Annotated in this window: 18 protein-coding genes and 5 pseudogenes; 10 read left to right on the top strand and 13 right to left on the bottom strand. The window is 67.3% G+C overall.

The window, feature by feature from the left end; translation table 11 throughout:
- Positions 1-20 precede the first annotated feature (20 nt).
- The 3 genes and pseudogenes from AB0H32_RS04515 to AB0H32_RS04505 form a co-directional block, all read left to right on the top strand.
- Positions 21-1,520 (top strand): CYTH and CHAD domain-containing protein, encoded by a 1,500-nt coding sequence (locus AB0H32_RS04515; RefSeq protein ID WP_361114077.1) that lies wholly within the window; start codon positions 21-23, stop codon positions 1,518-1,520.
- Positions 1,521-1,590: 70 nt separating this feature from the next.
- Positions 1,591-3,552 (top strand): TIGR03960 family B12-binding radical SAM protein, encoded by a 1,962-nt coding sequence (locus tag AB0H32_RS04510; protein ID WP_361114074.1) that lies wholly within the window; start codon positions 1,591-1,593, stop codon positions 3,550-3,552.
- Positions 3,553-3,971: 419 nt separating this feature from the next.
- Positions 3,972-4,082 (top strand): annotated as a pseudogene (locus AB0H32_RS04505) (IS5/IS1182 family transposase); the annotation flags it as partial.
- Between the two features lie 52 nt (positions 4,083-4,134).
- On the opposite strand, the gene AB0H32_RS04500 reads toward AB0H32_RS04505, so the two are convergent.
- Positions 4,135-4,842, bottom strand: coding sequence for an SDR family oxidoreductase (locus AB0H32_RS04500; protein ID WP_361114070.1), 708 nt, complete (start codon positions 4,840-4,842; stop codon positions 4,135-4,137).
- Positions 4,843-4,974: 132 nt separating this feature from the next.
- Between AB0H32_RS04500 and AB0H32_RS04495 the strand changes: the two are divergent.
- Positions 4,975-5,112, top strand: a pseudogene (locus AB0H32_RS04495) (IS5/IS1182 family transposase); the annotation flags it as partial.
- Positions 5,113-5,324: 212 nt separating this feature from the next.
- Here the strand turns inward: AB0H32_RS04495 and AB0H32_RS04490 are convergent.
- The gene (locus tag AB0H32_RS04490) at positions 5,325-6,284 is read right to left on the bottom strand and encodes an AraC family transcriptional regulator (RefSeq protein ID WP_361114067.1); all 960 of its coding nucleotides are present in this window, start codon (positions 6,282-6,284) and stop codon (positions 5,325-5,327) included.
- A gap of 82 nt (positions 6,285-6,366) precedes the next feature.
- On the opposite strand from AB0H32_RS04490, the gene AB0H32_RS04485 reads away from it, so the two are divergent.
- Together AB0H32_RS04485 and AB0H32_RS04480 are read left to right on the top strand one after the other, a co-directional pair.
- Positions 6,367-7,203 (top strand): SDR family oxidoreductase, encoded by an 837-nt coding sequence (locus tag AB0H32_RS04485; protein ID WP_361114064.1) that lies wholly within the window; start codon positions 6,367-6,369, stop codon positions 7,201-7,203.
- 206 nt (positions 7,204-7,409) lie between these two features.
- A pseudogene (locus AB0H32_RS04480) lies at positions 7,410-7,712 on the top strand (transposase); the annotation flags it as partial.
- A gap of 376 nt (positions 7,713-8,088) precedes the next feature.
- Here AB0H32_RS04480 and AB0H32_RS04475 read toward each other — a convergent pair.
- The gene (locus AB0H32_RS04475) at positions 8,089-8,976 is read right to left on the bottom strand and encodes a hypothetical protein (RefSeq protein WP_361114061.1); all 888 of its coding nucleotides are present in this window, start codon (positions 8,974-8,976) and stop codon (positions 8,089-8,091) included.
- A gap of 737 nt (positions 8,977-9,713) precedes the next feature.
- On the bottom strand, positions 9,714-9,932 hold the full coding sequence (locus tag AB0H32_RS04470; protein WP_361114058.1) for a hypothetical protein: 219 nt from the start codon (positions 9,930-9,932) through the stop codon (positions 9,714-9,716).
- 485 nt (positions 9,933-10,417) lie between these two features.
- Between AB0H32_RS04470 and AB0H32_RS04465 the strand changes: the two genes are divergently transcribed.
- Positions 10,418-10,774: a hypothetical protein gene (locus AB0H32_RS04465; protein ID WP_361114055.1), complete on the top strand. Its 357-nt coding sequence runs from the start codon at positions 10,418-10,420 to the stop codon at positions 10,772-10,774.
- Between the two features lie 61 nt (positions 10,775-10,835).
- On the opposite strand, the gene AB0H32_RS04460 is transcribed toward AB0H32_RS04465, so the two are convergent.
- The 8 genes and pseudogenes from AB0H32_RS04460 to AB0H32_RS04425 form a co-directional block, all read right to left on the bottom strand.
- Positions 10,836-11,660, bottom strand: coding sequence for an IS5 family transposase (locus AB0H32_RS04460; RefSeq protein WP_361114052.1), 825 nt, complete (start codon positions 11,658-11,660; stop codon positions 10,836-10,838).
- A gap of 579 nt (positions 11,661-12,239) precedes the next feature.
- A complete protein-coding gene (locus AB0H32_RS04455) occupies positions 12,240-12,710 on the bottom strand; it encodes an NUDIX domain-containing protein (RefSeq protein WP_361114304.1) in 471 nt (156 codons plus the stop codon).
- Positions 12,711-12,712: 2 nt separating this feature from the next.
- Positions 12,713-13,147: pseudogene (locus AB0H32_RS04450) on the bottom strand (XRE family transcriptional regulator); the annotation flags it as partial.
- A gap of 20 nt (positions 13,148-13,167) precedes the next feature.
- Complete coding sequence (locus tag AB0H32_RS04445; protein WP_361114049.1) at positions 13,168-14,127, bottom strand: IS481 family transposase; 960 nt, start codon at positions 14,125-14,127, stop codon at positions 13,168-13,170.
- A 401-nt stretch (positions 14,128-14,528) separates the two neighbouring features.
- Positions 14,529-15,668, bottom strand: coding sequence for a cytochrome P450 (locus AB0H32_RS04440; protein ID WP_361114301.1), 1,140 nt, complete (start codon positions 15,666-15,668; stop codon positions 14,529-14,531).
- 132 nt (positions 15,669-15,800) lie between these two features.
- A pseudogene (locus tag AB0H32_RS04435) lies at positions 15,801-17,171 on the bottom strand (FAD-dependent oxidoreductase); the annotation flags it as partial.
- Complete coding sequence (locus AB0H32_RS04430) at positions 17,168-17,395, bottom strand: ferredoxin (RefSeq protein ID WP_361114046.1); 228 nt, start codon at positions 17,393-17,395, stop codon at positions 17,168-17,170. The pseudogene AB0H32_RS04435 and the gene AB0H32_RS04430, both read right to left, overlap by 4 nt.
- Positions 17,396-18,441: 1,046 nt before the next feature.
- The gene (locus AB0H32_RS04425; protein WP_361114043.1) at positions 18,442-18,726 is read right to left on the bottom strand and encodes a hypothetical protein; all 285 of its coding nucleotides are present in this window, start codon (positions 18,724-18,726) and stop codon (positions 18,442-18,444) included.
- A 298-nt stretch (positions 18,727-19,024) separates the two neighbouring features.
- On the opposite strand from AB0H32_RS04425, the gene AB0H32_RS04420 reads away from it, so the two are divergent.
- Both AB0H32_RS04420 and AB0H32_RS04415 read left to right on the top strand, forming a co-directional pair.
- Positions 19,025-19,513 carry a hypothetical protein gene (locus tag AB0H32_RS04420; RefSeq protein WP_361114040.1) on the top strand — a complete coding sequence of 163 codons (489 nt, stop codon included), beginning with the start codon at positions 19,025-19,027 and terminating at the stop codon, positions 19,511-19,513.
- Between the two features lie 197 nt (positions 19,514-19,710).
- Positions 19,711-19,953, top strand: a complete 243-nt coding sequence (locus AB0H32_RS04415) for a DUF3761 domain-containing protein (RefSeq protein ID WP_361114037.1) — start codon at positions 19,711-19,713, stop codon at positions 19,951-19,953.
- A 273-nt stretch (positions 19,954-20,226) separates the two neighbouring features.
- Here the strand turns inward: AB0H32_RS04415 and AB0H32_RS04410 are convergent, their stop codons facing one another.
- Positions 20,227-20,502: a hypothetical protein gene (locus AB0H32_RS04410; RefSeq protein ID WP_361114034.1), complete on the bottom strand. Its 276-nt coding sequence runs from the start codon at positions 20,500-20,502 to the stop codon at positions 20,227-20,229.
- Between the two features lie 1,043 nt (positions 20,503-21,545).
- On the opposite strand from AB0H32_RS04410, the gene AB0H32_RS04405 reads away from it, so the two are divergent.
- Positions 21,546-23,156 (top strand): MFS transporter, encoded by a 1,611-nt coding sequence (locus AB0H32_RS04405; RefSeq protein WP_361114031.1) that lies wholly within the window; start codon positions 21,546-21,548, stop codon positions 23,154-23,156.
- Positions 23,157-23,471: the final 315 nt, after the last annotated feature.

Genomic DNA, 23,471 nt, shown 5'->3' with positions numbered 1-23,471 from the left:
TCTGCCACTAGATTCGGTTCATGGCGGATACGAAGCGCGAGATCGAGCGCAAGTACGAATCCGACGACAGCGGGCTGCCCGACCTGACCGGCGTCGGCCCAGTGGCGAACGTCCTCGACAAAGGCCTGGTCGAGCTGGACGCCACCTACTACGACACCGCCGACCAACGCCTGGCCGCCGCCGGGCTCACCCTGCGCCGCCGCACCGGAGGCTCGGACGCCGGCTGGCACCTGAAATTCCCGGTCGCCCCAGGGGTCCGCGACGAGATCAGGTCGCCCCTGTCCGAGACCGTGCCCGACGAGATCGCCGCACTGGTCCGCTCCCGGGTCCGCTGCGCCGAACTGATCCCCGTCGTCCGGCTCCGCTCCGGGCGGGACGTACGCCACCTCGTGGACGCCGAAGGCGCGCTGCTGGCCGAGGCGAGCGTCGACTCCGTGACCGCCGAGCGGCTCGTCGGCAAGGGCGGGAGCACCCAGTGGACCGAGATCGAGGTGGAGCTGGCGGACGACGCCGATCCGGCCTTCCTCGACCAGGTGGACAAGCGCCTGCGCAAGGCGGGCGTACGCCCGTCGAAGTCGCCGTCCAAGCTGGCCCGGGCACTGGAGCAGACCGGAGGCCGACGCCCCGGTTCCGGGCGGAGCGCGAAGCCCGTGACCGCCGGCGACCACGTCCTCGCCTACCTCCGTGAGCAGCGCGACGCGATCCTCGCGTACGACCCGGGCGTCCGCCGGGACGTGCCGGACTCCGTCCACCAGATGCGGGTGGCCACCCGCCGCATGCGCAGCACCTTCCGTACCTTCGTCGCCGTCCTCGACCCCGCCGTCACCGACCCGATCGCCGCCGAGCTGAAATGGCTGGCGGGCGAGCTGGGCGTGGACCGCGACCAGGAGGTCCTCGCCGAGCGCCTGACGAGCGCCCTGGACGTCCTCCCGCCCGACCTGGTCCTCGGCCCCGTCCGCGAACGGCTCGCCACCTGGTCGAACGCCCGGCACGGCAGCGCCCGCGACCGGCTCATCGCCGTCCTCGACTCCGCCCGCTACCTGGCCCTGCTCGACACCCTGGACGCCGTCCTCGCCGACCCGCCGCTGCAGAAGAAGGCCGGCGGGAAACCGGAGAAGGCGCTCGCCAAGGCCGTACGGAAGGATTTCGCGAAGGTCTCCCGCCTGATCACCGAGGCACTCGGCCTGCCGCCCGGCGGGGAACGCGACGTCGCCGTGCACGAGGCCCGCAAGAAGGCCAAGCGGACCCGGTATGCGGGCGAGGCGGCCGTCCCCGCCCTCGGCGGCCCCGCCCGCTCCCTGGCCAAGGCCATGAAGTCCCTGACCAGCCTGCTCGGCGACCACCAGGACAGTGTCATGGCCCGCCGCACCCTGCGTGAGCTGGCCGAGGCGGCACACGCGGAAGGGGAGAGCGCCTTCACCTACGGGCTGCTGCACGGCCACGAGGAACAGCGGGCGGCGTCCGTGGAGGCGGAGCTGCCCGGACTCTGGCGGGAGATCACGTCCGGGGCATCCGTCTGAGCGTACGAGGGAGGGCTCGGGCCGGGTTAGGCTTGATGGTCCCCCCTGTCAGCTCATGAAGGTTCGCGAGATGCCTGTCGAGTCGGTTTTCCCGCAGCTCGAAGCTCTGCTCCCGCACGTGCAGAAGCCGATCCAGTACGTCGGCGGAGAGCTCAACTCCACCGTCAAGAACTGGGACGAGTGCGACGTCCGCTGGGCGCTCATGTACCCGGACGCGTACGAGGTCGGTCTGCCCAACCAGGGCGTCATGATCCTCTACGAGGTCCTCAACGAGCAGGAGGGCGTCCTCGCCGAGCGCACCTACAACGTCTGGCCGGACCTGGAGGCGCTGATGCGCGAGCACGGCGTCCCGCAGTTCACCGTGGACAGTCACCGCCCGGTGAAGGCCTTCGACGTGTTCGGGCTGTCCTTCTCCACGGAGCTGGGCTACACCAACATGCTGACCGCCCTGGACCTGGCGGGCATCCCCCTGGAGTCGAAGGACAGGGGGCCGGACGACCCGATCGTGCTGGCGGGCGGCCACGCGGCCTTCAACCCGGAGCCGATCGCGGACTTCATCGACGCGGCGGTCATCGGTGACGGCGAGCAGGCCGTGCTCGACATGACGAAGATCATCCGTGCCTGGAAGGCGGAGGGCCGCCCCGGCGGCCGCGAGGAGGTCCTCCTCCGCCTGGCGAAGACCGGCGGGGTGTACATCCCGGCGTTCTACGACGTCGAGTACCTCCCCGACGGCCGTATCGCCCGCGTCGTCCCCAACAGGTCCGGCGTCCCGTGGCGCGTCTCCAAGCACACGGTGATGGACCTGGACGAGTGGCCGTACCCCAAGCAGCCGCTCGTCCCCCTGGCCGAGACCGTCCATGAGCGCATGTCCGTGGAGATCTTCCGCGGCTGCACCCGCGGCTGCCGCTTCTGCCAGGCGGGCATGATCACCCGCCCGGTGCGCGAGCGCTCGATCACGGGCATCGGCGAGATGGTCGACAAGGGCCTCAAGGCGACCGGCTTCGAGGAGGTGGGCCTGCTCTCCCTCTCCTCCGCGGACCACTCGGAGATCGGCGACGTCGCCAAGGGCCTGGCCGACCGCTATGCGGAAGACAAGATCGGCCTCTCCCTCCCCTCCACCCGCGTGGACGCGTTCAACATCGACCTGGCGAACGAACTGACGCGCAACGGCCGGCGCTCCGGCCTGACCTTCGCCCCTGAGGGCGGCTCGGAACGCATCCGCAAGGTCATCAACAAGATGGTCTCGGAGGAAGACCTCATCCGGACGGTGGCCACGGCCTACGGCAACGGCTGGCGCCAGGTGAAGCTGTACTTCATGTGCGGCCTCCCCACGGAGACGGACGAGGACGTCCTCCAGATCGCCGACATGGCGATCCACGTGATCCAGAAGGGCCGCGAGGTCTCGCGGTCCAACGACATCCGCTGCACGGTCTCGATCGGCGGCTTCGTCCCGAAGCCCCACACCCCCTTCCAGTGGGCGCCCCAGCTCTCCGCCGAGGAGACGGACGCGCGCCTCGAGAAGCTCCGCGACAAGATCCGCGGCGACAAGAAGTACGGTCGCTCGATCGGCTTCCGCTACCACGACGGCAAGCCCGGCATCGTCGAGGGCCTCCTCTCCCGCGGCGACCGCCGCATCGGCGCGGTCATCCGCGCGGTCTACGACGGCGGCGGCCGCTTCGACGGCTGGCGCGAGCACTTCTCCTACGACCGCTGGATGCAGTGCGCCGACAAGGCGCTGGCCGTCTTCGGCGTGGACGTCGACTGGTACACGACGCGCGAGCGCACGTACGAGGAAGTCCTCCCCTGGGACCACCTGGACTCCGGCCTCGACAAGGACTGGCTCTGGGAGGACTGGCAGGACGCCCTCGACGAGACGGAGGTCGAGGACTGCCGCTGGACCCCGTGCTTCGACTGCGGCGTGTGCCCGCAGATGGACACCCACATCCAGATCGGCCCGACGGGCAAGAAGCTGCTGCCTCTGACGGTCAAGAACGCAGGTCCGACGCCGGCTTCGAGTGGTCACGCGCACTGAGGTGGGCGAGGCACTCGATCGGGTGTTCAGGCGCTGGCGGGGGTGAGCGAGGAGGAGGTGGCTGCGGCGTTGGCTGCGGTCGTCGCTTCGCCCCCTCGCCCGTCGGCGCCGCTGGCGTCGTCTCGGACGCCGTTGCCGGCTCCGGAAAGTGCCCCGCACATCGTTTCCGAGGTGGAGTGGGTCTGAGCCGCTCCCGGGGCGTGCACCCCTGTGTGATCTGTCGAGCCCCTTCCCTGACCGGGAGGGGGCTCGTTGGTGTCTGATGGCGTGTGAGCCCGTGATTCGGCTGAGGTGACGTCCTTCAACCGCGGCTGAGTTACCACTTTCTCTACGACTTTCAAGCCCCGCCCTTTGGGCGGGGGAGAGGATCCCTCCACCACGGCCCGCACGGTCCGGCGGAGTCCCGAGCCGTCGCGCACATCATCAAGATCAAGCAGTGGCGCGGACTGGCCACCCGCTACGACAAGACCGCCACCATCTACCTCGCCGGACTCCACCTCGCCGCCATCTTCATCTGGTCGGCGAGATGACCCGAAAGAAACGGCCAGCGGGGCCTTCGCGGCGGGATCACCGGATTTTCCTTTACCAGGCCAGGGGTTCGCCCTTCCGGAAGAAGCCGCCGGTAGGACCGGAGTCCGGCAGGGTGGCAGCCCAGACGACGCCGGCGGCGCCTTGGTCGACGGGGTCACCGCCCGGGCCGCCCATGTCGGTGGCGATCCATCCCGGACAGACGGCGTTGACCAGAATCCGCTCGGCGCGCAGTTCGTCGGCGAGCTTGCGGGTCAGGGCGTTGAGGGCGGCCTTCGAGATCCCATAGGCGGGGGTGCCACCGGACATGAGCTCCAGGGAGCCGGATTCGCTGGAGACGTTCACCACACGGGGGTGGGGTGAACGGCGCAGCAGCGGCAGGAACGCCTGCGCGGTCCGCCAGGCGCCGAAGAGGTTTGTCTCCAGGGTGTGGCGGACCTCGTCGAGGTCGGCGGAGACGGCTCGCTGGGCGGTGTCGTAGTTGATAGCCGCGTTGTTGACCAGGACATCGAGGCGCCCGAACTCCTCTTCCACGCGACGGGCGAGGGCACGGATGTCGTCGGCGTCGGTCACGTCCAGCCGGCATGGCAGGAACATGCCGGGCGCTTCGGTGGCCAGATCGCCTACGGCTTGTTCGGCGTCCTCCGGACGGCGGGCGGACAGCAGGACGGTGTGGCCGAGTTCGGCAAGCTGGCGCGCGGTTTCGCGGCCGATGCCCCTGTTGCCGCCGGTGACCAGCGATACCGGTGCAGCGGTGCTCATGCTCTCTCCCCTTACGCGGACGATCCGGAGTCGGGCAGCACGTTATGCCGTCGCCCCGCGTGTAGGGATCAGGCCCGAGGCGCAGACGGGCCGCGGCCTTGGACGTAGTCCTCACGGACCACCACGGCCGGACAGCAGCACAACACGGTCGAACGCTGCATCAACAAGATCAAGCAGCGGCACGGACTAGCCATCCGCTACGACAAGACCGCCACCATCTACCTGGCCGGACTCCACCTCGCCGCCATCTTCATCTGGTCGGCGAGGTGATCCGAAGGAAACGGCCTAGTACTCCAGTGCGACTTCGTGAGCTATCCGGTTGGAGGGGTCGGCTAGGCGTCGCCGCCAGTGGCTGCGGCAGGCTGTGGCTTGGCCGTGTCTGCGCCAGTTCGATCAGTGCAGCGGCCTGTGCGGAGACGTGGTCGGTGGGGTCGGCAAGGGACTGAGCAGGCGGCGGATCGGCCGGCTCGTACGATCATCCGTCATGACCTGACCCGCCATCCCGACCGCACCTGGCGCCGCCAGTTCGACGGGCTGACCCCGCGCGCCCGCTTGAACGCCACGCTGAACGCGAACGCGTCCTCGTACCCCACCTCGCGCGCCACCGCGGCGACGGTCTCCTCCGTGTCGCGCAGCAGATCCGCCGCCAGGGCCATCCGCCAGCCGGTGAGGTATGTGAGCGGGGGCTCGCCGACCGCGCCGGTGAAGCGCGCGGCGAAGGTGGCCCGAGATTGGCCGACCCGCGTGGCCAGTTCGGCGACCGTCCATCGGTGCGCCGGGTCCTCGTGCAGCAGGCGCAGCGCGTCGCCGACGGCCGGGGTGGCCAGTGCCCGGTACCAGGAGGGGGGTTGGGCCTGCGGCCGGGCGCACCAGGCGCGCAGCGCGAGTGCCAGTAGGAGGTCCAGCAGCCGGTTCAGGATGGCGTCCTGGCCGGGCTCGTCGTGGGCTACCTCGGTGGCGAGCAGGTCCAGCGCCGCCCGGGTGCGTGGCCCGGCGGGCACGACGGCCAGCTGCGGGAGCATGTCCAGCAGGCGCTCGCCCACGTCGCCGCGGAGTTCGTAGGCTCCCCGGAGCAGGGTGGTGGCGCCGGGCAGTCCGTCGCCGTACGTGCGGGGTCCCAGGTTCTGTCGGGCCGCCGTCCCGCTGTCGATGACGTGCTTCCTTCCGCCGCGGATCACCACCTGCGGCGGGGTGTCCGGGGCGTCGGCGATCGTGTACTGGTTGGTGCCGCTGATCAGGGCGATGTCCCCGGTGGCCAGGCGCACTGGTGCGGTCTGCGGGTCGTCGCCGAGCCGGACCGACGCGTGGCCGCCGAGGGTGGCCACGACCGTGAGCAGAGGGGCGTCGGCGAAGGTCATCGACCATGGTGGTCGCTGGATCAGCTGCCGGATCTGCGCGTTGCTGGCGCGGGCCCGGTGCAGCAGATCGCTCAGGACGTCCATGCCAGCCACGCTAGACGATCACAAAGGGATAGGCGACGTTCTCCCATGGATCGTCTGCCTCCACCGGGGTTGTCTGGAGGGCATGAAGAACATCCTCGTTCTCGGCGGCACCGGCACGACCGGCCGCCGCATCGCCCGCGGCCTGATGGCCAAGGGCCGACCGGTCCGCACGGCGTCCCGCACCGGCGGCGACGCCCACTTCGACCTGGACGACCCGGCGACCTGGGCGCCCGCCCTCGACGGGGCCGCCGCCGTCTACCTCGTGGAGCCCAACCTGCAGCCCGGCGTGGACCGGCAGGCGCGCATCCCGCGCTTGGTGGCCGATGCGGTCGCCGCGGGCGTGCGGCGGCTGGTGCTGCTCTCCGCCCACGGCGTCGGCCGGGCCGACAACGGCCACCCGCTCAAGGCCGCCGAACAGGCCGTCCGCGACTCCGGCGTCGACTGGACCATCCTGCAACCCGACTGGTTCGCGCAGAACTTCAGCGAGTCCTTCTGGCTGCCGGGCGTCCTGGCCGGAACCCTCGCCCTGCCCACCGGTGACGGGCGCACGCCGTTCGTCGACGCCGAGGACATCGCCGAGGTCGCCGCCGCGGCGCTGACCGAGGACCGCCACAGCGGACAGACCTACCAGCTGACCGGCCCGCGGGCGATCGGCTTCGGCGAGGCGGCTGACCTGATCGCCGCCGCCACCGGCCGGACGGTCCGTCACCTCGACGTCGACCCCGACGTCTTCGTGGACCGCATGGTCGCCGAAGGCGTGCCCGCCGGCGTTGCTCGCCTGCTCACCGGCCTGCTCGTGGACGTCCGCGACGGCCGGGGCGCGGGCGTCTCCGACGGCGTGGAGCGGGCGCTCGGCCGGCCGCCCAGGTCGTTCAAGGGCTTCGTCGCCGAGGCCGCCGCCGCAGGCCGCTGGAGCTGACCCCGTCCCCGGCCGCCGGGCGCGCCCGGCGCCCGGTGACGATGCTGGCACTCCGGCGTGAATTCACGATCTTGCGTCGGACCCCGGAGCGAACGGGAACGGCCACCGCGTGATCATCAAGGATTGTGTGGACTCCTGAAGATCGCGCGGTGGCCGCAGGTCACAGCATAGATACCGCCCTCTGGCGGTCGATGTTCGACCAGGCCATGGCCCGGATTGCGGGCCGGTTCCGGCGGGTGGAGCCGCGTGCCGCGGCCCGCGCCTTCGTACTCGGCCTACTGTCCGGCGTCGAGCGGAAGAACTGCTGGCGGCTGGCTGAACAGGCCGGCCACGCCCGCCCCGGGCCGATGCAGCGGCTGCTGCGAAGTGCCCGCTGGGACGCCGACGCGGTCCGTGACGACGTGCGCGCCTACGTTTTTGAGCACCTGCGATCCGACGACGGCGTGCTGATCGCAGACGAGACGGGATTCCTGAAGAAGGGCACCGCCTCGGCGGGCGTGCAGCGGCAACGGCGACTGCCATGCCCATAGTTCGCATCGAGGGGCTGTGGCACGGTCCGCGAGTCGTGCCACTCTCGTGCCAGAGCGGACGGGGTCTCACGGGGAACCGCGGTACGGCACGGCACTCAGCGCCAGACGCACCCGAGACGGCAAAGCCGCGGGTCACCCGAGCATCTACCCAACCTCGCTCCTAAGCGGTGGGCGGCAGCAACCATGCCCTTCGCGTGCCCGGTCCGGCGGGAAACCACGGGGACTCGCGGCGAACGACGGTCACGGCAGCGCTCCGCTTCAGGTCAGGAAGTCGGCAGTTCAGCCCGGACCCGCGTACGCGATCTTGCAAACTGGCGCTCCAGGACAACTAGGGCAGCGGCGCTTGACACTGTCATTAAAAATCACCTTCGCGTAGACGGCGCTCGCGCTCCAGGCGCGTGTCGATTTTGTCGATAAATTCCTCATACTGGGGAGACGTGACTATTTGCGTGACGATCGCTTGCACCAGCAAATCGTTGGCCTGACGGATTGTTACGAAGCCGCGAAAGCCAAGGAAGGCCATGGGGAGACATAGGAGTGCCCACAGCGCATGCACTTGCGCGGCCATAACACAGCTCAGGGTGATGCCTGCCAGCCCTGCGTTTACCTTGAGGTCGGCTTCGGCCGCCAGCCGGTCGTAGTCCCCATACATGCCCTTGCTCGCGCTATACAGACGCGTGCGAAGCTGCGGCAGGTCATCAATCAGGTGCAACATAGCGCTTGCAACAAGGTCGTTGAACGCGGGATCGCCCGCTGCCCGTGGTTGCTTGTGCTGAATCCTTTCCATGCTGTAGATCTTTAGGCTTTTAACAGTCCCCTTGGTCAGCTCAGCTGTAGCACTGAACCTTGTTGGGCTCTTTTCTAGCAGGTAAATTTCAATGGGCCTATGATCGTCGGCCATATTATTCTGTTTCTTATCTGGCGGTACCACCCTCCTGCTTACTGACATCCAGACGTCCGACGTAGTGAGGTGGCCGATTACGTTCCGGAGCGCGCGACTGAGGGTTGTGGTGCGGACTTCGAGCATGCTTCCCAGCAAGTAAGAAAGGAAGGCGACGGCTGCCAGAGCTGCCGGCTTCCCAAGCCAGTGCTCCACGTCGTAGAGCGGCTTCAGATGCCCGCTTGCCTCCGCCTTTGTCGGGATGCTCGCGCCAAGCAGTAAATAGAGGGCTAGGCCGTAAAAGTATCCGATTGCCAGAGGGGTGCGGATTTCGCGGAGTCCAGGTAGCAGAGAGGCGAGCATAAGATCATGGTCGCCGTCGGGCGCTGTCGAGGACTGGGGACACGCGGATGTGAAGCAACACCGAGTCGGCATCTTTTAACGGAGGATTACCCATGACCACACTCCTTCGAGATTCACCAGGTGCCATCGACACCTCGAACTTGATCATCGATGGGAAATGAGGCCGCCCAGCGCCGATCTGTCGAAAGTTCATCCGCATGAGGAGAGCACGCCTGTATTGATCTGATCTGGTTGACGCTGTCGATCGGAACGCCGGCACGCACATGCCCAGTCCCGTTGATCTGATCGGGACCCCGCGAGCGTCCGGACCTCATGCCCCAGCTGTTCCGCACGCACGGCGGCCCAGACCGTTGGCCTCGGTAAATGGTCACGGCAGCCGCATACGCCTGCCACAGTGATTTTGTTCTATGCCCCCAGACTGCGCAGAGTCGTACCTCGAGTCCAGGATGACCTGCCCAGCCATCCTGGACTTCCCCAACGATGGGGGTGCGCGACCCCTGAGTACGTCTGCGTCGTGGCAAACGCAGGTGCCTGAGCAACGAGCCTGGATCAAACAAGATCAGCAGCAATCGACGTCGCTTGCTGTACAGCAGCCAAGTACAGCAACCCCAGCAACTGCCAGCGGCGAGTAGCGCCTCTCACAGGCCTCGTCGCGGCCTGTATGGCCTTCGATGACCTATCCACATAGAGCTACGCACCATAATGTTTGGGCCTCGCCGCGTATCGCGTCGAGGCCATCACGTCTCCGGACCCCAGCGCCCCGGCCCAACGCCGCGCCAGTCGATCCACGGCACCTCCGCAACCTCCGCCGGGTCGATCTCCAGCCCTGCGCGGCGAAGGAACTCAGCGACGTCGACCACGTTGTGGGCCAGGCCGAGGATCTCGCCATCCACGCGTACGCGCCGGCCACCCGTCGGCGACGGCGGATGCACGATCACACGTATCGGGCCGGACATGCCTTCAGAATCATCCGGGATGTACGGCCCCGCACTCCGGCCCGTCATTCAGACACCGACGTAGCTCGGTACGGCCAGGGCGCTCGGCGAGCTGCCGGTAGGTAGCGCTCCATTCCTGCTATGCCTGGGTCAGGTCGGCGGGAAACGATCGCATAGTTCAATTCAAGCACGTGTTCGATTTACTCGTCCATTGACGCTGCCACGCAGCTGGTCACCCAGGCACTGTGCCGATCATGATCGGACACGCCCTCAAGCAGCGCCCTCCAGTAGAGGTGGTGCCGAAGGCGTGCCAGATCGTAGGGGAAACCACGGGAAACACCGGGAAACCAATGACCCCACCCACCAGGCGTCGACACTCTTGAGCTGCAGGTCAGCCCCGCAGCGAGCCCCAGAACACCTCAAATTCCGAAGCTGATGGCGCCCTCGGCTGAGAGACCGGCCCACCAGCGTGCCGGCCTGTCGGTGCCGTATGAGAACCTCCGGGCATGAGCTACGACTTGGCCGTGTGGGAGGGCGAGCGCCCGGCGGACGACAAGGCGGCCGGGCGGACCTTCACGGACCTCTATGACCGCTACGTCGACACTGAGGTGGAACACCCGCCGACCGAGCGCATTGCGGCCTACGTCGCCGCGCTCTTGGAGCGGTGGTGTGACTTGACCGAAGACGTGGACGAGACCTCGCCTTGGTCGACCTCGCCGTTGATCGGAGAGGCCAGCGGCCCGCTCGTCTATTTCCCGATGCAGTGGAGCATGGCTGAGGAGGCCTCCACATATGCGGCGGCCCTCGCAGACTCCATGAGGCTGGTCTGCTTCGACCCTCAACAGAACCGGCTCCGGCCGTGAAGTAAGGAGCGCGACACCGTCTCAGTGAGCGTTTGATTCTCGGTTGTCTGTTTCATTTGGCTTAGGTGTCACGCCAGTTGGTGGTGGCTTCGTGGGTGAGGCGGCGGGTCATGAGGTTGATGGCGGCCAGTTGGATCATGGCTGCTGATTGGTGTGGGTGGGTTTCGTAGTCGCGGGCGAGGCGGCGGTGGTGCATGAGCCAGCCGAGGGTGCGTTCGATGACCCAGCGGCGGGGCTGGACGTGGAAGCCGCGGGTGGTGGGGTCGCGTTGGACGATTTCGAGGTCGATGCCGAGGTGGGCGGCTTGTTCCACGGCTTTGGTTTTGTAGCCGTTGTCGGCCCAGGCTTTGATGATGGTGGGGTGGCGCTGGCGGACTTGAGTCAGGAGTTGGGTGCCGGCGGCGGAGTCGTGGACGCTGGCGGCGGTGATGGCCACGGCCAGCAGGAGGCCGAGGGTGTCGGTGACGATGTGCCGTTTGCGACCGATGATCTTCTTGGCGGGGTCGATGCCTTGGCTGGCCAGGTGGACGGTGGCGGAGGTCTTGATGCTCTGGCTGTCGATCAGGCAGGCGCTGGGCTCGCTGGAGCGGCCCTCGGCCTGGCGGACTTTGCCGCGTAGCAGGCCGGTGAGCTGGTCGAAAATGCCGTCGGTTTCCCAGAGGGCGAAGTATCCGTAGGCGGTCTGGTGGGGCGGGAAATCGTGGGGCAGGTAGCGCCAGGGGATGCCGGTGCGGTCGATGTAGAGGATGGCGTTCATCAGGCCGCGCAGGTCGTGGGTTGGCTTGCGGATGCCGTTGCGGGCCTGGCGCCAGGCTTCGAGGGTGGGGCGGATGAGTTCCCAGCGGGCGTCGGACAGGTCGCTGGGGTAGGGCCGTGAGGGGTGCATGATGCCTGGTTATGCGGTGGCGGTCGGCCTGAGCAGGGCGTGTGCGGGGGTGTCGGTTGCACCGGGGCGTGCATTCTCATTCTCGTGTGAACCGGTAGATTTCTGAATGAGACAGGAGTTCTTGTGTGGTAACCGGCGCATAACTGGTCTACTGATTGCCGCAGAAGCCATTTTTCCGGCGGAACACTTGGGTTGATGCTCGTGCCTGACCTCCGAAAATCACCATCAACCATCTGACAAGCGAATCAAACGCTCACTCAGTTCCGGTCTCATTTAGCCCCGTTCAGGGGCAATCAGGCGAGACCCGCAGCCCTCCACGCATCGCCGACCAGCTGCCCATGAACACAGGTGAACGCCCCCGCACACAGCCCACCCGCACAGTTGGAAAGCGTGTTGGGTCCGAGCAACGCGGATGCATGCCGTGCGACATAACAAACCTGGCGACGGGCCATGAGCCGTGGCAGGGATCGGGCAGCGTGTTGTGCGGGCGCTCGGCCCTCCTCCGGACTGATGGTCGTGTTCAAGGGCCTATGTGTGCCTTCGTTTCCGGCAGACTTGCTGTCACCTCGATCTACGAGGTCAGCCGAGATAGGGCCGCCCACGGTGCTCCAGGAAGTGACGGATCCGGAGCCGCTGCGTGTGGTGCATCGGCAGTTGATCAATCTCCTCCGGCTGGACGAATCGCAGCTCCGTGGACTCGTCCGAGATCGCGAGTCGGCCGCCAATCACGCGAGCGGTGAAGCAGATGTTGAACTGTCTGCGCACCTCACCGTCCGAGTACGCGATGATGTGGCGAGGGTCGGTGTAGGTGCCCACGAGTCCGGTGGTCTCTACGTCCAGACCCGTTTCCTCCTTCACCTCGCGGACGGCCGTTCCCGGGAGGGAGTCGGTCATCTCCATACCGCCGCCAGGGAGCGCCCAAAGATCGTTGTCCCGTCGGCGCTGAAGGAGGATGCGCCCTTCGTCGTCGGTAACTACGGCGGATGCAGCGACCACCAAGCTGTTCGGCTCAGGTGCCGCTGGGTCGTCGTAGTACTCGGTCCGTGCCATGTTCACCCTTTTCGGACTGGCGTCGCGGTCGCCCATACCGCAGCAAAGCTGTCAGCGTACGTGTCGAACATGCCCCCTTCCCCACTTCGGCGCAGGTGCCAGACAGGGGCACCGTAGGCGTTCACGCCCCAGACATGAGCGTTGACCAGTGCCTGATCATCGGCCCGGTAGATCGAGTTGTAGAGCGTGGTGGCATGGGTCCGCACCTCGATGCCAGGTACCCCGACAAGGGGGCGATAGTGCATCAGTGCGAGACGGCAACGGGACTGGATCCCGTGGCCAAACTTCTCTTCCTCGCCACGCTGCTGGACGTTTGAGCTATCCGCATCGCCGAGTGCAATACGGACTGCGCAGCCCTCAGCCGCTCGCTCCTTCAAGAGCTCGTTGAGTCTCGGGTACGCCTCGTGCAAGAAGATGGCGGCGTACACCAACACGTTGTGCCACTGACGATCACCGATTACGCCTGGGTCGTGGTCTTCTGCTTGAGGCGTTCGTAGGGTGTCTGGCCGCCGAGGCCGCCGTGGGGGCGATGGTAGTTGTAGTAGTCCTCCCACTCACGCAGCTTGTCGTTGAAGACCTCGGCATCGTCGATGATGACGCCGTCCAGAAGCCGGTAGAACTCCTCGGCGTCGATGCGGTGGGAGCGTTCGACCTTGCCGTTCAGCCGCGGTGTGCGGGGCTTGATGTACGTGTGGGCGATGCCCCTGTCGAGCACGTGCCAGTGGAAGGCGGATTGGAACTCGGCGCCGTTGTCGGTCTGGATGACCTCGACCTGGAACGGCAGGCGCTGCAGCACGTAGTCGAGGAACTGGATGGCTGTGGCCTGGTTCAGCGTCGGGTAGATCCGTAGGACGCGCAGGCGGGTGCAGTCGTCGATGGCGGTGAACTGGTAGTACTTGTTACGGCCGCCGCGTCGGCCTTGTGGCATCGAGGCGAGCGGCTCGATGAACTTCACGTCGATCTGCACGCGGTGGCCGGGCAGCTGCTTCTCGTAGCGCTTCCATCTGCGGTCGTGGCGCTTGTAGCGCTGGGAGGTCGGCAGGCGGCCCATGTCCAGGCGGTTGAGGATGCGCCAGACGCCCGACTTGCTGATGGTGACGTCGTGGTACCGCTTGAGGTACATGGCGATCTTCTCGGGGCCGAAGTGGTAGTTCTGCCGCAGGTAGATGATCTTCCCGACCACTTCGACATGGGCCGCGTTCGGAGAGGTCTTGGGCGCCTTGGAGCGGGTGCGCAGGCCCTCGACGCCCTCGGCCTGGTAGCGGCGGTACCAGGTGTAGTAGGCCTGCCGGCTGATCCCGAAGTATCGGCAGGACATGGCAACGTTCCCGCTGACCTCTTCGACGTGGCGTATGACGGCCAGGCGCCGCTTGGCCTCACGGTCAAGCGGCGGGGCGGGGGGAGTGGACTTCGTCATGCGGATCTCCGTAGTGATCGGAGACCCAGGTGTCAACGATGATCGTCAGTTTTAGACGTCCTTCAACCGCGGCTGAGTTACAACTTTCTCTACGACTTCAAGGGCCCGCGCGCGGGCTGGCCCCTTGGGCCCGACCCCTCTGCGCCTACGGCGCCGGGGCCGTGCCCTGGGGCCGCAAGCGAGTTACGGCCGTGAGTAGAAACCTAGACGAACAAGGCCACGGTCAGAGCGATGTCTCCGGCGGGGGATCGGCCGGCACTGGTATGGAGGGGCGCCGTTCGCGGCTGCGGGTCCGAAGTGGCGGACGGGATGAGAGCTGAGGAGGGTAACGGGTTGCTGTCGAGTGCAGAGCCGGCCGGGCCGTCCCCTGCGCGACCTTGCAACTGCCCTCGGCTACCGCGTCAACCGTCACTCTGCTCGATGTCCAGATGGATCGGACCCCGAAGAACGGGGCTGGGCCGGTACGGTGGCGGGTCGGCGACCAGCCTGGGGCGGTCGAGCCGGCGTACCAGCTCGGTCAGCGCGATCTGGGTTTCCAGCCGGGCCAGCGGTCCGCCGAAGCACAGGTGGATGCCGCTGCCGAACCCCAGGTGCTGGTTGTCACGCCGATCCGGGTCGAAGCGGTCGGGATCGTGGAAGCGCTTCGGATCGCGGCTGCCCGAGGCCAACATGAGCATGATCTGCGAACCCTTGGGGATGACGGTGTCGCCGACGGTGATATCGCTGTACGCCGCCCGCCAGGGAATGATCTGCACGGGGGGCTCGTAGCGCAGCAGTTCCTCGACCAGCGGCACGACCAGGTCCGGGTCGTCGCGCAGTCGCTGCAGCACCTGCGGGTGGCGCAGCAGCGTCAGCATCCCGTTGGTGATGAGGTTGACGATGGTCTCATGGCCGGCGATGAGCAGCAGTTTGGCGGTGGCGACGATGTCGGCGTCGGCCATCCGACCGTCGGGCCCGTCATCGTTGGCCAGCCGGCCCAACAGACCGTCGCCCGGCCGGCCGTGGCGCTGTTCCACCAGGCCGCCGAGGCACTGGCGCAAGTCCTTGCGGGCCTGTACGCCCTTGTCCAGTTTCTCCTTCGGGTCGGTCTTGGGGTTGTAGTCGATCGAGTTCATGATGTCGTTGACCCAGAGGTGGAACCTCGGCTCGTCCTCGCGTGGCACGCCGAGCAAGTGACAGATCACGGTGACGGGCAACGGGAAGGCGAAATCGTCGACGACGTCGATCTGCTCCTTGCCCGCGAAACCGTCGATCAGGCTGCCGACGGTGGCGGTCAGGAAGCCTTCGAACCCGGTCACCAGCCCCGGGGTGTGCGGGGGGCCGAAGTGACGCATCGCCATACGCCGCAGGCGATCGTGCTCGGGCGGGTCCATGTGGATGAACGACGACGTGGCCCCTCCCTCGGACGTGGCTCCTCCCTCGACCGAGGGCATCGGACGCGACAGATTGCGAAAGTCGGAGCTCAGATGCGGGTCATTCAGTACGTCCGTGATCTCACGAAAGGTACTGATGACGTAGCTGCCGTCCTCCTGGCGAGCCACCGGCGTCTCGCGCAACTCGGCATACAGGGGGTACGGGTCGGCCCGGGCGGAGTAGTCGAAGATCCGTTGCAGCGTGCCGGGCGTCTCGGTCGTGGTCACCCGGCCGTCCTCCTGCCGATGCTGGTGTACGGCCGTGACGCGGCGCTCACCCGGGTCATGGCCTGTGACGACCACGGTGGCGCCCTGAGCGAGCAGGGTGGGGTCGGGGAGGTCGACGGGCACCGGTCTCATGTCGGCCGGCTGGTCCGGCGTGGGGCAGGGGGGCGGGAAGGGTGCGGCCGTCTCGATCAACCGTCGGTAGTGGTCCAGCCACTTGCCGTTGTTGAAGCTCACGGCAGCTGTGACGCGGCCCCGATAGCCGTATGCGGTGACGAAACGGTGGTCGTCCAGCGATCCCTGGGTGACGGCCACCTCGTCGGCGAAGGTCGGCACGCCGACGGACTTGATGTTGACGCCGAACTGGATCGACCAGAACAGCGGGATGGACAGGTGGGGCCAGTGGTCCGCCTGGGCGCTGACCATGTTGTGTGCCGCGACCTCTGCCTGCTCCACGGCGTTGGCCCAGTGCTCCAGTGAGATGAGCCGGTATTCGTAGATGGGGTTCGGGCAACGGGCCACGTCTCCCGCGGCGAATACGTCGCCGGTGACGCGGCCGTTGAGGTCGAGGGCGCGGCAGCCCGTGTCGCAGGTGATTCCCCACACGCCCGCCGCCAGTCCCGATTCCCGCAGCCACTCGGTGTTGCGGATGCTCCCGAGTGCCACCACTGCCACGTCGGCGTCGAGGGTGCTGCCGTCGTCGAAGTGAGCGCGGCGAAATCGTCCCTGCGCGTCGCCCTCCAGCCGGGTGACCTTGACGCCGCAGCGCAGGTCGACACCGTGAGCGCGCTGCATGTCGGCCGCAACCTCACCGATCACGGCACCCAGCGCCCCGACCAGCGGGGCCGCCCCGAGTTCGGCGACGGTCACCGGGATGTCCCGCTCTCGGCAGACGGAGGCGATCTCGGAGCCGGTGAATCCCGCACCGATGACCAGGACGCGGGAGGGCCCGGCGGCGAGGGCTCGCTGCAGGCCCTCGGCGTGCTCGCGCGTACGCACGACGAACACTCCGTCCAGGGCCGCCTCGGACTCGACGAACCACGGCCGGGCCCGTACCCCGGTGGAGATCAGCACCCGGTCGAAGGGAACCTCGCGTCCGTCAGCGAGTCGCACGTGGTTCGTCGCGAGGTCCAGCCCGCTGGCGGGCACGCCCAGCAGCCACTCCGCATCGATGTCACGACGGCGGGGCAAAGCGGTGCCCCCGGTCGGCACCCACTCGGTCAGTAGCTGCTTGGACAGGGGAGGCCGGTCGTAGGGCTCGCCCAGTTCGTCGCCGATCATGGTCAGCGATCCGGTGAAGCCCTCGTCGCGCAGCGCCTCCGCGGCCCGCAGTCCCGCCAGTGACGCCCCGACGACCACGATGCGGCCATCGCGCTTGAACGCCTGCCAATTGTCGGCACTGGTCATGACGGCGACGCCTCCGCCGGTGCGTGCCGCGCTTCCAGCTGGTCGACCAGGATCGCCTGGACCGGGCAGGCCGCCGCGGCGCGTAGCACCTGGTCGCGCCGGGCGTCGTCGGGGTTCGGGTCGTACATGAGCGCTTCCTCACCGTGCATCCGGAACGCCTCCGGAGCCAGGAACGCGCACTGCGCATACCCCGCACATCGGGAAAGATCAACGACAACTCTCACCCAGACCTCCGCAGGGAGTGGGAGCTGCAGACCCTCAAGTCGGCGCCACTCCGGCGCGCAACGAAGGGGGATTCGGCCGCTGCCCCCTGTGAAGTGCGAGGGGGCGCACCGCGCTCGCCGGGTCTCCATGGAAAGAATTGATCATCGCGGCTAAGGCGATCGACTCCTGACTAGGGACGTATCCCTGGTTGCGGCTACTTTTTGGTTACGTGAGCGGCGCTGTGTTGGATTGCCCTTTCGACGGAAACCGTTTGGCACGGTGCGCCGGAATGCCGTCAGAGGATCAGCGTGACAGCGGCACCGATACCGGCGAGTCCGATGGCCCGGGAGACGAACGCCTGACATCCAACGTTGACATCAACGACGCTGGTCAGCGGCGTGCCTTGGTAGAGAACCGGCGTACGCGGCACGGCAACGAGACCCCGAGTCTGCAGAGGTCGGATCGAACTCCTCATGCGGTGCTCATGCACGAGCGCCCTGGCGGCCCGTCCTGGGGCCGTGGAAGGCGCTCGATGGTGACCGACGTCGACAGCTGCCGACAGCTCATCAGCAGGTCAGAGCGGTGATCGATTGGACGGCCGCAGGTCACGGCCGCCGGTGGTCAGTTGTGGCTGTGCAGAAGCCAAGGACAGCAACTGGGCCGCCCTTGTCCAGCCGACCGCTCCTCACCGAGCAGTCCGCACGTTGGCCATCAGGGCCACCATGCCGTCGTCGCCGCATCAGCGTCCTGTGGCCATCCTCCGGCCAGATTCCCCCACGCGAGCCAGACCGAGGCAGCGAACGCCCTGGTCAGCGCACCGTGGGCTGTGGACTCTTGGGCGGTCTTGAAAGCAGTCGTGGCGCGAGTCAGCGTGGGTTCGAATCCCACACCCACCGCCACATCTCAGCGAACGTGCTGATCAAAAGGGGCGCCCCTCACCAAGGGCGCCCCTTCGTCATGGGCCCTGTCTCGTGTTGAACCGTCCCTGTCACGCCGTTGATCAGCCCGTGTGAACCAGACATGGACCACACGGTGCTCCGCACGGGGTCCGGAACGGGCCAGTAGGTCAGACGCCAGCTGCGGTGACGACGGCGTCGGTGGCGAAGCCGAGGAACACGCCGAGGAGGATCATCCAGGTGGTGAGTTCCTTGACGCCCGCGCGGCGGGCGACGGCCAGGAGCTCGATGACGACGTAGAGGATGGAGCCGCCCGCGAGCCCCAGGAACGCGATGGAGAGCGTGTCGTTGACGACGTGCTGGCCCACGAGGGTGCCGACAAAGGTGGGGCCGCCGCCGATGAGCCCGAGCAATGCGAGGGTGCCCCACGAGGGGCGGGTGCCCTCAGCGGCCAAGGGGGGCGGTGATCCCGAAGCCTTCGGTGGCGTTGTGCAGGCCGAAGCCGATGACGAGCAGCACCGCGAGTGAGATCAAGCCCTAAGGGCGCGGCTCGGGGCCGTCCCTGGGCCGTCCGAGGCCGCTCGACAGCAACCAAAATCGACCAACGACGACCAGCAGGCGCACGGCCCCACCGCCCCTGGCCAGCAAATACCCAGCTCACCAAGATCTCCGACAAGACCCAGGGCAAGAAGAAGCCGAGGTCGCAGCAACAATCGGCTGGCCAGGAAGTCTCATTGCTCCCACGATGGGCGCATGGACAGGTTGCAGCACAGCGCTTGGCAGTATGCGGCTGAAGTGTTCCCATCCCAGGAGCTGCCGATGCTCGCTGCTCATGCACTCGTCGACGGGCGTGATTCCCCCGCCCTGCGCGAACTGGCCGGCCTGCCACGCAGGAGCGACAACGCCGAGATCCGTGAGCTGTACGTCCAAGCCCTGCACGAACTCGGCATACTCCTTCCCGACGAGGAGACGGCCGGCCGCTGTCTCCTCGTGAACCTCGCGTTCGGTCTCGCGAAAGGCGAGCTGAGCCCCAAGGACGTGGCCGACCGGCTTTCGATGACAGTCGCAGCCCGCACCCCGGAGGAGACACATTTCCTCTCCGTCGCAGCGGATTACAGCGAATGGATCAGCCTCGACGAACTCCCGGGATGGGAGAACGATCTCAGGACCGCGGCCCACTCGTTGACCGCCGCCACAGACCTCGGATCCCTTATCGGCGTGCCAAGTTCACGGCACGGCTGACTGACCCGCCTGAACGCACCCCGTGCCAGATACTGCGGGGAGCCACGGGGGCCAGCGAATCAGACCCGGCGACCCACCGCGTGCCCGGCAATCCCATACGAGCCACCGAGCGGTTGAAAGCCGTATAGAGTCCCCTTGCACTTGCTCGACTTCAAAAGGGGGGGGTCCTTTTGCGTGCTCGTCTTGCCGCCTCAGCCGTGGCTGTCGCCGTGGCCGGCGTCTTCTTCAGCGCACCGGCCGCGTCTGCCGCGACGTTGCCGTCCACCAACACCGCCCACCACTGCGTCCACCACACCACGGGCGTGTGTGGCTGGACACACCATCAAAAGCCCAAGGACAAGTACGAGACCGCGAAGTGTGTGGATGCCACGCTGTCCTACTCGCGGCACTCGCAGGGCACTTGCTCCCACCACCATGGTGTCCGCTACTGGTTCAAGTAGGCCGCCGAGCAAGCGCTGCAAGGGGCGGGGCATGAAGTGCGGGTGAGTGTCTAACTGCGTGACAACGCCCGCGCACGGCGGCGGACAAGCACGGACGTCTGCGGACCGTCAGCGCAGGTGACAGGCGCTCTAGCCCAAGGCGGAAGCCCCACCCAAGTTGCTTCGGGACGAAGGGGTCGTGGGTTCAAATCCCGCTACCCCGACGCTGATCAAAGGGCCAATCGCATGATCGCGATTGGCCCTTTGTCGAACTCGGGGGCCAAAGGGTTCTGATCAGGCCTCGCAGGCCGTCGCCTCGCGCCGCTGGGCAAAGATCACGTCCATGGCTTCCGCGCCCTCAGTGATGACCGGCCGAAGCTGCTTCCGGTAGACGGCCTCCGCGCCGGGGTCTGCGCTCATCGACTCGGCCTTTGCGCGATGCCCGTCAGACAGCCGGACCGCCTCCGGGGCCGCTTCGGTCCGCTGGACGCTGTTGCCGCTGATGGGGCCACTGGGGTGCCGCCCACGTCGGTTGGCATCGGTCGTGGTCACAATTCCGGTCTCATGCACACACGGACCGCTCCGTCCGGATGAGTGCCAGGGCGAGTCGAGTTCCAAGGCGCCGGCCGCACATGCCCGCAGGTGAACGACTCCAGGCGGCCGCCCGATGGGCACAAGCACACTTGGAAGGAGTGCAGCGACGATCATAGGTCCTGCTCTCCCTCGTCCGGGAGGACCGTAAGGGGGAGGGGCAGCGGAGTCCTTCCACTGCCCCTCCGCGAAGCTGGAGCAGAGGGGATACAGCCAGGACCCATCCGCCGGAACCCGGCCCCGTAGGCGTGGGGACGCGGCCTGATGCCGAGGTGGACGCAGGGGTGTATGTAGAAGCGATCTTCGGACTCGGAGTCACGGGCGGCGGGCTCTCCGCTCCGCCGGAAAGTGTGCCGGGTGCCATGTCTGGTGGGGCTGGGCCGACCGGCCCAATGATCCCTTGGAGGCCTGCCAGATGCCGGAGCCGTCCGTTGACATCCAACTCCGACATCAACGACCACGGACGGCAGCGACAGTCAACAGCCACGTGTGGCACCGGTACGCGAGGCGGGGCCCAGCCAGGCCGAGGGGAGATCGAACTCCTGAAGCGGTGGTCGGCGCAGCGTGCACCAGGCTGCTCCAGGGGCGCAGCGCGAGTGTGGGTGTCTACCTGCCCGCAGATGGACACCCACATCCAGATCGGCCCGACGGGCAAGAAGCTGCTGCCTCTGACGGTCAAGAACGCGGGTCCGGCGCCTGCTGCGAGTGGTCACGCGCACTGAGGTGGGCGAGGCACTTGATCGGGTGATTGAGGCGCTGGCGGGGTGAGCGAGGAGGAGGTGGCTGCGGCGCTGGCCGCGGTCGGTGCTTTTCGTCCTCGCCCGCCGTCGCCGGTGGTCTCCTCTCGGACGCCGCTGCCGAGGTCTGGAGGTACCCCGCAGATCCGCTCCGAGATGGAGTGGGTCTGAGGAGCCGTTTGGCGGATTCCGCCGGACCTGCTTCGGCTATGTCGTGTCCGCCAAGTGGCTGATCACCGTGGCGGGTCGAGGATCTGTCTCCTGGGCGGCTGAAATGCTTCGTCAATGACACCCGGGACAGGCACTGCCGGAAGTTCGGCAAGAGCGCGGCTCGTCCTGTGGACACTCGCGGCTGGTCAGTTCCTGATGGCGCTCGACAGCTCCGTGATGAACGTCTCCATCGCAACGGTGGCCGGGGACGTGGGCACGACGGTGACCGGGATCCAGGGTGCCATCACGGCTTACACGCTCGTGATGGCGATGTTCATGATCCCAGGCGGCAAGGTCGGGGCGCTGATCGGCCGCAGACGCGCGTTCATGATCGGCTGCTGCATCTATGGATGCGGCTCTCTCACCACAGCGCTTGCGCCGAACCTTCCCGTGCTGCTGCTCGGCTGGTCATTCCTGGAGGGCATCGGGGCGGTGCTCATCCTGCCTGCGATCGTGGCGCTCGTGGCCAGCAACTTCGTTGCTGAACAACGTCCTGCCGCTTATGGACTCGTCGCAGCCGCGGGTGCCGTGGCGATCGCGCTCGGGCCGCTCATCGGGGGTTTCGCCACGACGTACCTCTCCTGGCGCTGGGTCTTCGCCGGTGAGGTCCTGGTGGTACTGGGCATCCTGGCGCTCGCCCGCCACATCGCTGACGTTGTGGGCGGCAAACACCCGCGCATCGATCTCATCGGCACCGTGCTGTCCGCCCTCGGGATCGGGATCTTCGTCTATGGCGTGCTCCGCTCGGACGAGTGGGGATGGTTCCGGCCGAAGCCCGATGGGCCTTCGTGGCTCGGAGTCTCGCTGGTCGTGTGGCTGATGCTGGCGGGTCTGCTACTGGTGTGGCTCTTCCTCGGCTGGGAGACCCGGCTTGAGGAACGGCGCAGGGAGCCGCTCATCGACCCGGCCCTGTTGCAGAGCAAGCAGCTCACCGGGGGCCTGACCATGTTCTTCTTCCAGTACCTCGTCCTGATGGGTCTCTTCTTCGTCGTACCGCTCTATCTGTCGGTCGCTCTGGGCCTGTCCGCGCTGGCGACCGGTGCACGACTCCTGCCGCTTTCACTGACCCTGCTGGCGGCCGCGACCCTGATCCCGCGCTTCTTTCCGGACGTCTCACCAAGGCGGGCGGTGCGGCTCGGGATCCTCGCGGTGATCGTCGGCGCGGTGGTCCTGATGGCCGCGCTCGACGCGGGCGCCGGGGCGGAAATTGTCACCGTCCCCCTTCTGCTGATCGGGTTCGGCATGGGGGCCCTGGCGTCCCAGCTCGGGTCTGTCACCGTCTCCGCGGTGCCGGACGAGCAGAGCGCGGAAGTCGGCGGCATCCAGAACGCCGTCACCAACCTGGGCTCCTCGATCGGGACGGCGCTGGCCGGATCGATCCTGATCGGCGTGCTCGCGTCTTCCTTCCTGACCAGTGTCGAGCAGAATCCGGCGGTCCCGGCCGAGGTCAAGAGCAAGGCGGCCGTCGAACTGCAGAGCGGTGTGACGTTCCTGTCGGACGCCCAGCTCAAGACTGCTCTCGACGCAGCAGGCACGAACGAGCAGGTGGCCCAGGCCGCCCTGGAGGCGAACGCCGATGCCAGGCTGGACGGCGTGCGCGCCGCGCTCGCGATCCTCGTGTTCGCCTCCGTCCTGGCGATGTTCTTCACGTCGAGGATTCCGGCGACACAGCCCCGATCGACGTAGCCAGGGCCGGCTTCGCTGCTGTCCGTGTCTGGTGCGCAACAGGGCCGAGTCGGCTTTGGTCCACTCGGTCTCAGCGTCGCACGTCGCACGGTCAGTTGCCGTGCGCGTCCTGGTTCGCTTGGCGATGACCAGCACGGTAGCGGTTTGACCTTGTTGGTGAGTGGCTGCAGATGGACACCCGCATCCAGATCGGCCCGACGGGCAGGAAGCTGCCTCTGACGGTCAAGAGCGCTGGTCCGGCGTCGGCTTCGAGTGGTCACGCGCACTGAGGTGGGCGGGGCGCTCGATCGGGTGTTGAGGCGCTGGCGGGGGCGA

Origin of the sequence: Streptomyces sp. NPDC020362, from assembly GCF_040642095.1 — a bacterium.
Lineage (GTDB): Bacteria > Actinomycetota > Actinomycetes > Streptomycetales > Streptomycetaceae > Streptomyces.
This window is presented reverse-complemented; position numbering and strand designations above follow the sequence as displayed.